At 30.9% G+C, this 13966-nt stretch carries 17 protein-coding genes; all 17 read right to left on the bottom strand.

The annotated features are described in order from the left end of the window. Positions 1–179: 179 nt before the first annotated feature. Positions 180–599 carry a DUF1801 domain-containing protein gene (locus KBJ98_RS04490; RefSeq protein ID WP_210788458.1) on the bottom strand — a complete coding sequence of 140 codons (420 nt, stop codon included), beginning with the start codon at positions 597–599 and terminating at the stop codon, positions 180–182. A 383-nt stretch (positions 600–982) separates the two neighbouring features. Next, on the bottom strand, positions 983–2059 hold the full coding sequence (locus tag KBJ98_RS04485) for a ligand-binding sensor domain-containing protein (protein WP_210788457.1): 1077 nt from the start codon (positions 2057–2059) through the stop codon (positions 983–985). A 99-nt stretch (positions 2060–2158) separates the two neighbouring features. After that, positions 2159–2533 (bottom strand): DoxX family protein, encoded by a 375-nt coding sequence (locus KBJ98_RS04480; protein ID WP_210788456.1) that lies wholly within the window; start codon positions 2531–2533, stop codon positions 2159–2161. A 250-nt stretch (positions 2534–2783) separates the two neighbouring features. Continuing rightward, positions 2784–3428 (bottom strand): Pr6Pr family membrane protein, encoded by a 645-nt coding sequence (locus KBJ98_RS04475; protein ID WP_225899062.1) that lies wholly within the window; start codon positions 3426–3428, stop codon positions 2784–2786. A gap of 572 nt (positions 3429–4000) precedes the next feature. Beyond that, on the bottom strand, positions 4001–4336 hold the full coding sequence (locus tag KBJ98_RS04470; protein WP_210788455.1) for a hypothetical protein: 336 nt from the start codon (positions 4334–4336) through the stop codon (positions 4001–4003). A 291-nt stretch (positions 4337–4627) separates the two neighbouring features. After that, entirely contained in the window at positions 4628–5038 is a 411-nt protein-coding gene (locus tag KBJ98_RS04465) for a DUF5655 domain-containing protein (protein ID WP_210788454.1), read from the bottom strand. Further along, complete coding sequence (locus KBJ98_RS04460) at positions 5035–5637, bottom strand: DNA-3-methyladenine glycosylase family protein (RefSeq protein ID WP_210788453.1); 603 nt, start codon at positions 5635–5637, stop codon at positions 5035–5037. The genes KBJ98_RS04465 and KBJ98_RS04460 overlap by 4 nt, the downstream gene beginning before the upstream one ends. A gap of 606 nt (positions 5638–6243) precedes the next feature. Next, positions 6244–6723, bottom strand: coding sequence for a nuclear transport factor 2 family protein (locus KBJ98_RS04455; RefSeq protein WP_210788452.1), 480 nt, complete (start codon positions 6721–6723; stop codon positions 6244–6246). A gap of 173 nt (positions 6724–6896) precedes the next feature. Then, positions 6897–7964 carry a serine hydrolase domain-containing protein gene (locus KBJ98_RS04450; protein WP_210788451.1) on the bottom strand — a complete coding sequence of 356 codons (1068 nt, stop codon included), beginning with the start codon at positions 7962–7964 and terminating at the stop codon, positions 6897–6899. Between the two features lie 693 nt (positions 7965–8657). Further along, positions 8658–9164, bottom strand: coding sequence for a GNAT family N-acetyltransferase (locus KBJ98_RS04445; RefSeq protein WP_210788450.1), 507 nt, complete (start codon positions 9162–9164; stop codon positions 8658–8660). 609 nt (positions 9165–9773) lie between these two features. Next, on the bottom strand, positions 9774–10073 hold the full coding sequence (locus KBJ98_RS04440; RefSeq protein WP_210788449.1) for a helix-turn-helix domain-containing protein: 300 nt from the start codon (positions 10071–10073) through the stop codon (positions 9774–9776). 1 nt (position 10074) lies between these two features. Next, positions 10075–10413 carry a type II toxin-antitoxin system RelE/ParE family toxin gene (locus KBJ98_RS04435; protein WP_210788448.1) on the bottom strand — a complete coding sequence of 113 codons (339 nt, stop codon included), beginning with the start codon at positions 10411–10413 and terminating at the stop codon, positions 10075–10077. A gap of 240 nt (positions 10414–10653) precedes the next feature. Further along, entirely contained in the window at positions 10654–11046 is a 393-nt protein-coding gene (locus KBJ98_RS04430) for a DUF4288 domain-containing protein (RefSeq protein WP_210788447.1), read from the bottom strand. A gap of 154 nt (positions 11047–11200) precedes the next feature. After that, a complete protein-coding gene (locus KBJ98_RS04425; protein WP_210788446.1) occupies positions 11201–11833 on the bottom strand; it encodes a tetratricopeptide repeat protein in 633 nt (210 codons plus the stop codon). A gap of 167 nt (positions 11834–12000) precedes the next feature. Continuing rightward, positions 12001–12525 (bottom strand): hypothetical protein, encoded by a 525-nt coding sequence (locus KBJ98_RS04420; protein ID WP_210788445.1) that lies wholly within the window; start codon positions 12523–12525, stop codon positions 12001–12003. A 154-nt stretch (positions 12526–12679) separates the two neighbouring features. After that, positions 12680–13243 (bottom strand): hypothetical protein, encoded by a 564-nt coding sequence (locus tag KBJ98_RS04415; RefSeq protein ID WP_210788444.1) that lies wholly within the window; start codon positions 13241–13243, stop codon positions 12680–12682. Positions 13244–13424: 181 nt separating this feature from the next. Continuing rightward, positions 13425–13916: a hypothetical protein gene (locus tag KBJ98_RS04410; RefSeq protein ID WP_210788443.1), complete on the bottom strand. Its 492-nt coding sequence runs from the start codon at positions 13914–13916 to the stop codon at positions 13425–13427. Positions 13917–13966: the final 50 nt, after the last annotated feature.

The following is a 13966-nucleotide window of genomic DNA, read 5'->3' as shown; positions in this document are numbered from 1 at the left end:
TTAGAAAGGAAAGATTAAGCATTCTTGTAAATAAAAATTGACCGTTAACTTTTATAAATTTGTAATTCATTTTTTGAATGGCAGTTTTAACTTGAAGCGAATAAATACCTTGAAGTAATTTTTGAACATTATATTAACTTTCGCTTGAAGCTGAAATCTGTGTTTGGCTACTAAGTATTTTAACTAAGTGATTTTAAATTTTCTATTGTAGCACGGCAAATTTGTTCGAGGATTTCAAGGTTAAGATCTGATAATTTTTTGACATAAATACAAGCTTTACCCATTTTAAATTTCCCTAATTGGTCTAATAATTCTTGGTTTTCTGGCGTTGGTGTAGTTATGTATAGAGAAAAGGCTGCTTTTCTTGGAGAAAATCCAATTAACATAGAATCGCCTTCATGGCCACTAGCGTATTTATAATGGTAACTGCCAAAGCCAATTATTGTTGGGCCCCACATTTTTGGTTTTTTTCCTGACCATTTAGACATTAGTTCGACTAGTTGAAAACTGTCTATTTTTTTTTGGTCATTATCAACATACGAGTTGATGAAATCAGTAACATTGATCTCTGTCTCTGTTGTTTTGTTTGCTTTTGCCATAAATGTGTTAGTTATTGGTTGTAATTTTTTATAAAATAAATTAAGTAATAATACTAAACATCAAGATAACATGAGTTTATTAACTGCAATATAGCTATTTATGGGAATTGAAATTAAGAAAATTCAAGAAAAACCGAAGACTCTACTCTTCCTAGATTTATGTTTGTATTCCTTTTAAATGATCTGTAATTGAATGCAATAGATTTGTTACTTTTCTTTAAGGAGCGTAATGCCAAAGAGTGCATTTCCTTTTTCATTTTATAAAAAAATATACAAAAATCAATAGGAAGCTAAAAACGTTATGGAACATACAATAATGTATTTTGGTTTGGTAGGGTTTGACAAGTTGTAAACTCAATAATGTCTTCTCTAAAAGCAGAAAACTATTTGCGTTCTGCTGTAAAATTAATAAATGTAGTTCCATCAAAAAGATATAATCCTGTATCTCGGGTTCCTACCCAAATAGCACCATTTTTATCTTCTAAAATAGTCCAAATCCAAGGATTTGCTAATTCCTTTTTATAATTAGTGAATTTTTTTCCATCAAAGCGGGAAAGTCCAGCATCTCCTCCAAACCAAAGTATCCCATTTTTGTCTTCAATGATTTTAGAGACCAATCCATTATAACCAGATAGGCCGTCTTTTTTTGTAAAACTAGTAAATTTTCCGCCGTCGTATCGGTATACTCCAGCCCAGTTACTCAACCAAATGTCTCCATTTTTGTCTTGTAATTGCGGCCATGCCCAGTTATGACTGACTTTAAGATTACCAAATTGCAGCGTCAATTCTTGTAATTTCAAGTTGATGATTGATTTTCCATCATAACGGTACACACCTTCGTTGCCACGACCGCCAAACCAAATGTTTCCAGATTTGTCTTCTAACATGTATTCGATATTGTTATTAGAATTTAGATAGCCACCTCCGTTTTTGTTGATGACAAAAGGAGTGAATGATTTTCCGTCATAAGTAAAAACGCCATTAATAGTAGCAAACCAAATTTTTCTGTCTTTCGTTTGTATGATAGTAAAGATAGCTTTTGATTTAAAATAGTATTTATTTTTGTTAGAAGGTTGATTGACTTGAAGAGGAATCGTAATTTTTCGGAAAGTTTTTCCTTGGTAAATAAAAAGTCCGTTTTCGGTGCCTATCCAAATTGCTCCATTTTGATCTTCAAAAAGACAAGAAATAGCATTTATTTGGTGTTTATCACTTTTGAGTATTTGATCAAATTTCGTCCCATCATAACGATACAATCCATTGTCAGTAGTTCCAAACCAAAGTATACCATTTTTATCTTCTAGACTGGTTTGCACATTGCCAGGACTTCTTTTTTTTATCAGTTTAGCTTGTACACCTTTACTAGTTGCCTTTATTTGATCGTTCTCTTTGCAAGATGACCCTAAACAAAGCATTAATACAAGAAGTAGAAAGTTTAAATTACTACGATTTTTATTCATTTTTGATATTTTATTTACTGCTTTCACTAACGGATTATAGTTTTGATATGAATGAAAAAAAATAGAATTATCAGAAAATAGTGTTAACCAATAGATAAACTATTTGATTTCAGGCGGATTTAATTTGTGATAGTAAACATACGAAACCGCAAGAATTGCTAGTGCGACAAACGGAAAAAAAGTTTGCCCGTTTATGCCATCAAGAGCTGCATGGCTTATTGCAGCAAAAATAAAATCGAAACCAAAACCAGCGTAAGCCCATTCTTTTATTCGTTTGGGAATTTTAGGAGTTATCAGCGCTAGCACGCCTAGCACTTTAAAAACTACTAAGGCATTACCAAAATATTCGGGATAGCCCAAATGTCTGATACCTTCTTTCGCCAATTCAGTTTGTGAAGTCAATGCAGGCATCAATCCCTCAAATAATGCAATGATGCTTGTTGCTGTCCAAAATATGATTTTATCTCTTTTCATAGTTAGATAGTTTAGTTGAAAGTATGTTAGGCTTGTAATATGATTTCTTTATGGTTATCAATTTGAATCTATTTTTATTAATCCTACCGCATTTGCATACTAAAATACTATTTTTTGTGACCGATAGCACTTTGATGAATTGCTTGCTAAATCTAATTTAAGGTAAATTAACAAATTAGTTCCTCATTAGTCTCAGTTGAAATGAGATGAAGAATAGTGTTTTGTATGATGACAAAGCAGTTTTGTACTATTATTTTTTAAGAGCTTTACCGATTAAAAGTAAAGTTCCCATCACAAATAAAAAAAATAGGCTCACAAATAGAAAGTTGATACAAACTTGGTAATAACCTAGCGCCAAGATATCTACAAAAGGGTAAGGATAAAAATTAGAAAAATGTCCTCTAGCAATCACATAAACAAAATAGAGTAGTGGAAAGCAAAGCCAATTTTTACAATTTTTAAATTTCAGATCGGAATTTTCAGCAAACAAAAACCAGTAGCCTAAAACAAAAATGGGAATTACTGAATGCAAGAGTTCGTCAACGATTTTTTGCAAACCCGTTGGATGCCAAGTGCTTCGTAAAATAATTTGATATACCAAGCCAACAACTAAAATAAAAACGGTTAATGCGGTTAATGATCCTTTTTTATAAAAATTTGCAAGTGAAGTTTTTTCAAACATTGGCAGTCGAGATGTAAAGTAGAGCGCAACTAAAATATTGGTAAGAATTGTAAAAAAACTGAAAAATCGAATTATGGTTTCTAAAACAGCTGTTTGTCTATTTTGTAGCATCAAAATAAATTGCCCAATTATTGCAAACCATCCCAAGCAAAAACCGATTGAATCCATCCACTTTCTCAGCAGTTCTTTATTTAAGATCGAGGTATTTTCCATACTTACTTTATTTTTAAAAGTTAAAAAGTGTATCTAAAATTTGGTAAATGTTAAATCTTGAATATTTGTAATTACTAATTTCACTGGAAGCACTGATTATCAAATATAAATGTAAACAAAAACTTTAAAGTAAGGTCAAGAGTTCTCTTTTATCAGCATTAATGTTGCCCGATTTTTTAATTAGTTGTCGTAAATAATCAATCCAATATTGTCCTAGATTTTATTATTTTTGATTATAAATTTAGTCCAAAACGCAAATGTGAACTTAACACAAAATTGACAATTTTGTGAAACGGCTTGTAGTAGTGGTGCCGTTATAAATTGCTAGATTTCAATATTTTTTGTTCTTCAGTTGAGTTTATACAAAGATTATCGATTAACTGTAAATAACTAATTTTTCCAAGTTTATAATATTCCATAAACTCTTCCTGAAATTTTGATAGTTCGCAGGCTCCATTTTTTTGAAATCTAACTTTTATGACTGCACTTTTAGTATTAATTATAATTCAGTTTTTAGTTCCATTCGATAATTTGTTTTCAAACGAGAATGTCTGATAACCTTCGTATAAACCTCACCAATCAACGCCTTCAAATTCTATTTTGTTGATTTTAGTAATTTCGATTACTTTTTGTCCGATAGTTATTTCTTCCTTTGTGAAATTTATGAAACCTATGATTTTACCATATAAAGGTTTAGTTTTTCCTACTCCAAAAAATGAAATCATTAATCCAAATATAAATGACCCTCCAGCTAAATAGATTAAGGTTTGAAAAATAATATTTTCATGTGTGTCGTATATTTTCTGAGTGATTATTGCAGAAGCTAATAGAACTATGATAATAGAGTACAATATTACAGTACGACTTGGATAAAGCGGATTTGGCTCGTAAATTGATAATTTCTTCATATCAGGTAAGGCATCAACACTAACGTTTTTTTTTGTTTAAAGATAGTTAGGGTTTAAAAATTACTAATATTCAAATTTTTTACAAAAGGTAATAGAAAATACAAATGTTCAGCCTAGCAACAAAGCCCCACTTTTGCCAAACTCATGTTATGTATCGTTTTTATTTTCTTTATTTTTTGGAAAATCCGTTTAAAGTTCTTCAACCATTTTTCCATGTATCGTCTTTTTCTTTTTGCAAAAGCGCTTTTAGATTGTCGTTGGTTGTAAAGTTTTATTCTGCTTTTTCACTACCTATGATATTAAATATGAATTTTTAAAATACTGAAAATGTTTGGGTCTTAATTGACTTTCATTCTCAATTCTAATGATTGATTCATACTTACTACTCCATAAATGGTATTTGTACAGTTCTTCATCGTTTATTGGTACATTGGAATAAAATTTAATCTCTAAACATTTTGTCATTGGTTTGGCTACTACAAATGTTTTGTTTCTCACAAAAACGATACAATTTTTGGTTGCACTTATTTCTACATTTTCGTAAGCAGACAAATGTTCCAATAGTCTATCAAATACTAAAACGACTTCATCTGATTTTTTCAAAAACAATTCGTCAATTGCCACTTCTTTACAATAGTGATAACTTTTCAATTTTGGTATTGACCTTTTACAATTTGGGCAAATGATTCGTTCTGTTTTCATAGTCGTGTTCCGAATTTTTTAAAAGCTAACAAATATAAAACAGCTAATGATTTATGCTCTCCCCAATTTTCAGCAATCTCCAACATTTGTGCTTTCAGTTTTACTTTTTCATTAAGTCCGTACAATGAAACCATGATTTGTTTTAAATGATAATCATCATACGGAAAAACGTTTTGTCGCTGTAAGGTATACAACAAAATCATATCTATTGTCCATTTTCCAATACCTTTTATAGATGATAGTTCTTTCACTACTTCATTATCTGAAAGTGTGTTGAAATCTTTGGTATTGTTGCTCCAATAATCGATAAAAGCAAGCAAGGTTTCATACTTGCCTGTTGCCAAATTTGAGTTTTTCAAATAATGTTCCTCTACTAAATAAAAGTTGTCTAAAGTCAAGTGTTCAATGGATGACTTTTCTAATGCTTTTGCAAAGATTCTTTTTGTGCTTCGGTAATGAATTTGTTGTTCAAAAATGCAACTCACTAAATCGTGAAAAACATCGTTTGTGGATTCAATTTCTGGCTTTGGAATTTGAAGGATTACCTTTGCAAGTATAGGGTCATTGTTAGATAATATTTTTTCAGTTTCTAATATCATTATCTATTAGATTTTAGCAGTTCGGCAAAATGGCACAGACGCTCCGCCGCTTGGCATCAGTTGCGAATTTAGGAACTAATTATTTTCTGTTAAAGATAAAATTTCTTGCGAAACGTGAACGTGAACTTACCACAAAATTCGCAATGGTTTGAGACGGCTGTTATATGCCGCTTAAATTTTTTTCTTGACCAATTTTCAGGTTTCCATTTTTCAGATTCTGCTTTTCAGATTCTGCTTTTTAGATTCTGCTTTTTAGATTCTGTTTCAAGTTTCGTTTTTCGGTTTCCAATTTTCGGTTTACACTTTTCGGTTTCTGCTTTTCGGTTTCTGCTTTTCAAGTATCGCTTTCAAGTTTCGCTTTCAAGTTTCGCTTTCAAGTTTCGCTTTCAACTTTCGCTTTCAAAAACTCTAGCGGAAGATTAATTTATTTCTAATTCTTAATGTCTGCGTAAATTCGCAACTGCCCTATAACGCTCGATGCTAGAGCTTGTGGCGGCTTATGGAAATCTTTTTTTCCATAACCGACCGAGCGAAGTTATGAAAAAGAAACGCACAATTTAACGAAAACCAGCCATGAGATTTAGCATTTGTTAGCGATTGTTGCAATTATTGGTGATCATAACTCAAAACCTCTTTTAATATCCATTGATTATTTTCTAAAAGATAAACGTGAGTAAATTTAGCTTTCCCAGTGAGCAAGTCTTCTTTTCCTTTTTCTCTAATATAAAATTCATGTATTCCATTTTGAATAACTCCATAAAGTTTTCCGTCGTCATAAAGTGGATAAACTTCGAGACTTCCTTTTTGAATTTTTCTGATTGGCTTTTTATCAAAGTTTGAGCATAAATTTTTACGAACATTTTCGAGAAACTTAGCTTTATTTTGAATGCCACTTTTATCATGATAGAAAATCATATCGGCGTGAATTGCTTTTCCAATATAATCCATGTCGCATTGATTAAAGCTTTTTTCAAAAAAAATACTATCATGGGTTTTCAATGATTTGAATAATTCGGAATCTTTGGAAACTTGTCCAAACAGAAAAACAGGAATCTGTGCTAAAAGAATAGTAAATATTGTCTTCATCTTCTTCAGTTTAATTTTGGTCCTCAGCAATAATCGCTAACGTTCCGGCACTTGGCGAGGTTGCGAACTTCGGAACCGATTATTTTCTGTTAAAGATAAAATTTCTTGCGTGAAATAAACGTGAATTTACTACAAAATTCGCAATCTTGCCAAACGCCTGTTAGCAAATGTTATTATTTTGTCTTTTTAATTACTAAATTGTAAATTGCCTCTGATATTTCGTAAACATTATTCGTATTCTGATTAGTCAAGATTATTATAGTAATATTTTCCAAATTAAACCTTCTTGCAATACATTTAAAATTTCCAAAACTTCCATCGTGAGTATGTTCTGTAACTGAAATTTCTCTAGATGTTATTTGTTTTGTAGTATATAGTTTTCCAAAAGGACTTTGCATGGATTTATCGGATAAAATATTTGCAGTTTTACCGAGAAATAATTTTGATTTTTCACTTATTAAAGAATTTTCATCAATTCTCTTAAACCAATCGTACAAACCATAAGAATTACTAACAAACAAAAATGGAATTTCTAATTTAAAATTGTCAGGAACAAATTCATTATTAAATGATACTGCTAAATTGTCCTTTTCTATATATGGATATTGTGTTTTTATGTTAATATTTTCGGAGTTAAAAAGGAAAATTTTCGAGTATTCATTAAATGTTTTGCCACTTACATTTTCAACAATTTTCATTAGTAAAAGGGGACTATAATTGGTGTACAAATAATCAGTTCCAGGTTTATAAATTAAGTTTGGAATATTTAAAAGATCATTAAAAATATCTTTAGTGGTGATAATTTTATCTTGTGGATATTTTTTGGTTTGAATATCTGGTAGCCCAGCTGAATATTGCAGTAAATATTTTATTGATATATCTTTAGACCACGAAGGCAATCCAGGAATATATTTGTCGATATTGTCTTCTACGTTGATTAACCCTTTTTCGCTTAATTGCATTATTGCTACAGCTGGAAACTCTTTGTAAATTGAACCGATTAAAAATTTAGATTCTTTATTCAATTTTATTTTTCGATTTGGTTCCGCAAAACCAAATGATTTTTCATATAAAACTTCACTATTTTGAATAACTAATACATTACCATTTATGGTGTTATTTTGGTTATTATTCGTTAATAACGAATCAATTTGCCTAAGTAATTCTTGATTCGTTTGGCTTATTCCTTTTGCGCCCAAAAGTAAAGTAATTATGATTGCGATTTTAGATATTATTTTCATTTGTAAAGTTTCTTGGTAATATAATATTTGCTAACGTCCCGACGCCTCATGCCGTTGCGAAGTTCGGACCCGATTATTTTCCACCAAATATAAATAAACTTGCGAAACTAAAGCGTCAATTTAGGAGAAAATTCGCAATGGCTTGAGACGGCTGTTATAGGGCGGTTGAATATTTTAAAGTTTCTATTTTTAAGATTTTGCTTTTCAAGTTTCGCTTTTCGGTTTCCACTTTTCGGTTTCTGCTTTTCAGTTTCTGCTTTTCAGTTTCTGCTTTTCGGTTTCTGCTTTCAAGTTTCGTTTTTCAGTTTTCACTTTTCGATTTCCACTTTTCGATTCCCACTTTTCGATTTCCACTTTTCGATTTCCACTTTTCGATTTCCACTTTTCGGTTTCTGTTTTTCAGTTTCTGCTTTTCAGTTTCTGCTTTTCAGTTTCTGCTTTTCAGTTTCTGCTTTTCAAAATTATTCCTGTACGTTTAAAAGTCGAAAAGTAGGGTAGAAGTGATTTTCGACTAATTTATGTTTTCTGCTGGAGATAAGTGGCATATAACGTTTTGCCGCTTGGCGATGGGCGGGCTTTCCACCGCAGAAGTTTGTTCGGAGACCTGAACTTTCGGCTACCACAAAACTGTCATACGGAGACGAAACCCCGCCTATTGCCAATGTGCTGTTATAGGCTGTGTTTCTTGTCTTTCTATTCATTGTAAAAAAGTGTCCGCGAATATAAATATAAAATTTTTGAGTTGTCTTGGATTTCGTCCTCGTACTTAAGTCCAAGTCGTTCTATAAGTCTTATTGATTTTGAGTTGTCTGGTAGAGTTATCGCAATGACTTTATTTACTTTTTTCTCATTTGCAATTTCTTCTAAATATTTCTTAGTTGCTTCAATTGCGTAACCTTTTTTGTCAAATTCTGGTAGCATTGCAAATCCAATGTCGGGAAATTGTTGGTTGTCTCGATAAAGAAACGTTATAATACCAACTTTTTGTTTGCTTTCTTTAAGCTCAAAGACACTGTAATAGAATTTCTCGTTGTCGAGAATGTTTTGAATATATTTTTCAGTGTCTACAACGTTTTTAACTTTTCTGTCACCTATAAACTGCAACCAACCATCTGAGTTTAACAAGTCAAGGATAAAACTCGTATCAGTAATATTTATCGGTCTTATTAAAAGTCGTTCTGTTTCAATTTGCCTATACATAAATTTCTGTTTGAGGTCGTCCGCAACATAGCCTATAACGTTTCGCCGCCTCATGCCGTTGCGAACTTCGGACCCGATTATTTTCCACCAAATATAAATAAACTTGCGGAACGAAAGCGTCAATTTAGGAGAAAATTCGCAATGGCTTGAGACGGCTGTTATATGCCGCTTAAATTTTTTTCTTGATCAATTTTCAGATTCCACTTTTCAGATTCCACTTTTCAGATTCCACTTTTCAGATTCCACTTTTCAGATTCCACTTTTCGGTTTCTGATTTCAAGTTTCATTTTTCAGATTCCACTTTTCGGTTTCTGCTTTTCGGTTCTGTTTTTCGGTTCTATTTTTCAGTTTCTGCTTTTCAGTTTCTGCTTTTCAAAATTATTCCGTTGCGTTTTTAAGTCGAAAAGTAGAGTAGAAGCGATGTTCTACGAATTTATCTTTTCTGTTGCAGATAAGTGGCATATAACGTTCCGGCGCTTGGCGAGGTTGCGAACTTCGGAACTGTTTATTTTCTATCAAAGATAAAATTTCTTGCGAGAAATAAACCTGTATTTACTACAAAATTCGCAATCTTGCCAAACGCCTGTTGTGTGCTGTAATATTATTTACTTACAAAAAGGTTAACCCAATTCTTTTATTTAATCCAATTTCAAAGATTCTTATTAATGTTGAAAGTTGAATATTTCCTCTTCCGTTTTCAATTCTCGAAATGTAACTTTTTTTTGTTCCAGTTCTTTCAGCCAATTGCTCTTGAGTTATTTTAGCTTCTTTTCGAGCGTCTTTAAGCATTTCACTTATGATGAACATCTGTGATTTTTCTTCGTAGCTATTTCTACTTTCTGTTCCGATTTTTCCGTGTTCAACTTCAATAAGTTGGTCGAAATTTTTTATGTTTTTATAATCTTTCATTTTAAATGTTTTTTTGTTGAAAATACTCGTTCATTAAATTCAATGCTTTTTCTAATTCATTTTTTGGTGTCTTTTGAGATTTTTTCTGAAAAACATTAAAAAGCACAACCAATTTCCCTTTATCAAAGCAACAAAATATTCTATAAATATTTGACTGATATTCAATTCTTATTTCATAAAGTCCGTTTGTTCCTGTCAAATGTTTTAAAAATTTTTCCGGAACTTTCTCAACTTGTTTTATTAATTCAAGAACGTATTTCATTTTTTCTTTTACCTTTTCATCTTGACTTTGGTAAAACTCAATAAAATGATTTTCGTAAAATATAATTTCTCTACTCATTTGACAAAGTTATCTTAAAAGTTAACAATTAGCAAATAAATTTTGATTTTTTTCATGTAGTTTACGTTCAGCGCAATTATAGCACACAACGTTCTGGCGCTACACGAGGTTTGGGATTAAAGATGCGAGGTTTTTCGGTTAAACACAAATTTCCCAAGTACAAAACCATCTTTAAATTCAGCCTAATGCCCAAATCTCGTGTAACGGCTGTTGGCGGTAGTGCATTTATTTACAATGTTTTTACTTCTTTTCTTTTAATTCTGCTAAAAGTTTTTCTTCACTGATTGGAAATTTCATCGCTCTTCTGTTACTAATATCTCCATAATTCTCCCACATTATTTCACTTCCATCTTCAATATCTTCATAAATTGGTATAAGATTTCCTATTCCAATAAAAATCCATTCCATTTCTAAATTGTCAGAGTTTGTGAATTTATATTCTGCTTCTTTTCCAATTTTAACAGCTTTATCATATGCTTTTTTTGGAGTTTCGGCTTTAATTATATGGAAGTTTCCCCAAGTTTTAACTCTACGTAATTCTTGTGCTTCATTTCGGTTTACGGGTTCACACTTTTCAATTATTTCAGCGATATACCACTTTCCATTTTCCACTGATATTTTCTCGTTTTCCATTTTTCTGTTTTGCATTACCGCCAACGTTCCGGCGCTTGGCGAGGTTGCGAACTTCGGAACCGATTATTTTCTATCAAAGATAAAATTTCTTGCGAAATGTAAACGTGAATTAACTACAAAATTCGCAATCTTGCCAAACGCCTGTTAGCGGTAGTTACTTACGTTCCAATTCTTTATTTATTAATTCGTCCGCATTGTTTTCATTTACGACTCTCCACTTTTTTACATTTGGTGGAAATCGATTTTCTTCAACATATTTTATAAAAGAAATAAATTGATCCGTATCGCTTGCGTTAGGTTGAAGTCTTACATATTCATTTGAAGTTTCGAGCATTCGACTTGTTTCTTCGTAAGTTAAACCTTCAGTATACAACAAGTTTCTATATGATTTTCCAATAAAAAAATTGACAGCAAAAAACTGTGGTGAGGTTTTAGGAATGAAAGGATAAGCTTTTTCGAAATAGATAACCGCTTTTCTAAAGTTTTTTGCATTTTGAAAATTGTTAATTCCTGAATACCAAAGTGCGGCAGTGTTACTCGGATCTTTAGCCAAGACTTTTTCAAGCTGTTTTTCAGCTTTGATATATTCCCCCTGATTTATTAGAGATAATCCAAGTTGAGTGCGGTAAATTAAATTATCTTTTTCTGAATTTAGCGCTTCTTTAAAGATTTCCTCCGCCTCCATATTTTTATTTTGGCTTAGTAGTTTATTACCTTCATCGAGATAGTTTCGCTGTGCAAAAGATATAAAGGGAATTAATAATGTTAAATAAATAAGTTGTTTCATAGTACGAATGTTTGATGTAATTACCGCTAACGTTCCGGCGCTTGGCGAGGTTGCGAACTTCGGAACTGATTATTTTCTGTTAAAGATAAAATTTCTTGCGAAATGAAAACGTGAATTTACTACAAAATTCGCAATCTTGCCAAACGCCTGTTAGCAGTAGTGATATTTTATTTAAGTTCAATTCCGTTATACAATCCTTTTTCGTCATCTATTTTTCCGTTGCATCTCAATTTTTCGGCTTCGCTTATTAAGTTTAGTGGTTTTTCAAATTTCATTCCGCTACTTATTTCTGCTTTTAAGTATAATTTATTTCTCTTTTTTAAAAGTTTGAGATTGTATTTATAAAAATCATTGTCGTTTGTGCAAAATTGTCTGAATTGAAAGTAATATTTATTGTCATAAATTAGCAAAAAATCATTTTCTCCGTATTCAGTTTTTGCTTTTCCATTAGATTTTCCGTCAAATACAATTTTCGCAGACTTATCATTGAAAATTTCGGCGTCATTTTCTCTGTTTATTGTATAATAACCTTGATAAATTTTTACTTTTTCAACGTCAATTTCGTTTTCCGTTTCAACATTAATTGAAGTTAGTTCTATTATTTTTATTCTCTGATTTATTTTGAAAAATAAGAAAGTCGAAACAAGAATTATGCTTAAAATTAACAACCATATTTTTGCTTTTTTATTCATAATTACTTTTTTAAGATGCGCGTCAAAATCATTACTGCTAACGTCCCGCTAGTAGGCGATGGTCGGGCTAAGTAAAGACAAATTTTCGGATTATCACTAATTTTCCAAATACAAAACCATTTTCCCATTAAGCCTGATTCCCGACTATTGCTTACTAGCTGTTACCTGATGTTTTTTTTGGTTTCATTTGGGAATATGATTCAAAAATAATTATTGTTAAATTAAACATCAATAAATAATACCCAATTTTTAGTTGTTCAATATCTTCAAATATCTTTCCGAAATACAACATTATTAGAGGGATTATTAATAAGAATATGTTTAACATACCTAAAATTAAAATTGTTTTTGGTTTTTCTTTAAATGAATAAATTACTAAAAATATATTTATTAAAATAGAGAACGAAAATGGCATTAATGGCCATTGAGGAGTTTTAATATCTTCAATGAATAATTTTCCTATTTGGTAGCCATTCAGTGTTATTTCTTTTTTGAGTTTAACAAAATCTGTAATTGCTTTTTTCTTTTTTAAAGTTAATTCTTCGAAAGTTAAATTATATTCTTTTCCATTAAGTTCAGTTTTAGGATTGTTTTTTACCTCTTCCCATAATGGACTGTTTTTCAGCATTGTGTTTTTGGAAATATTTTTGTCAGAACAAGTTTGAAAAAAAGGAAGGAATAGAATCAAAAAGCTAACTATTGAGAGTTTCTTTAACATATAAGTCGATTAATTTCTTTGTTGTTCTTTGGTCATTTTCAGTTTTTAAAATATCAGGTAACGTCCTGTGGCTACAAGCTCGTGGCAAAGTTCGTGAACGTAAATTTTCCACCAAGATAAAACATCTTGCGAAAAACAAATATCAATTTAGCAATAAAATTGCCATGGCTTGTAACCACTGTTATGCCTTCGTTTTTATTTTTCTGTTATGTTTTTTTATTAAAATTGAATCTATTTTTTTATTTAAGTTTTCAATTTCTGTTTTTTGCTTATCAATTTTTACATCATCAATAAAAAATTTATTATAACTTAATATGAAAGAACTCACACCTAAAAATATTGCACTTATTCTACTAATGTTATTTAGTATTCTATCAGTGTTTTTCTGGACTTTCTCTTTACTTTCTGACTTTTTTAAATCACGTAAAAAAGATGAATAAGATTTATACTTTTCAAATGTTTGTTTTCCATTATATTTTATTATTACAGAAAACTTATCATAATTCTTTTGGTCGACCCATTCACGTTCAATCATTTCGTCAACAATTGATTCAATTAAATCTTCGTCAGTTATTCCGAAATATTGCTCAGATGTCGGTATTAAATTCCAATAATCCTCTTTATTTTCATAAAGATGTTTTAATATTTTATCAAATAAATTTGTTCTTTCCATTTTTATGTTTTCGGCTTTCTAAACTGAGGCATAACGTCCCGCCGCCTCAT

It is taken from the genome of Flavobacterium erciyesense, assembly GCF_018069925.1.
In the GTDB taxonomy this organism is placed as follows: Bacteria; Bacteroidota; Bacteroidia; order Flavobacteriales; family Flavobacteriaceae; genus Flavobacterium; species Flavobacterium erciyesense.
This window is presented reverse-complemented; position numbering and strand designations above follow the sequence as displayed.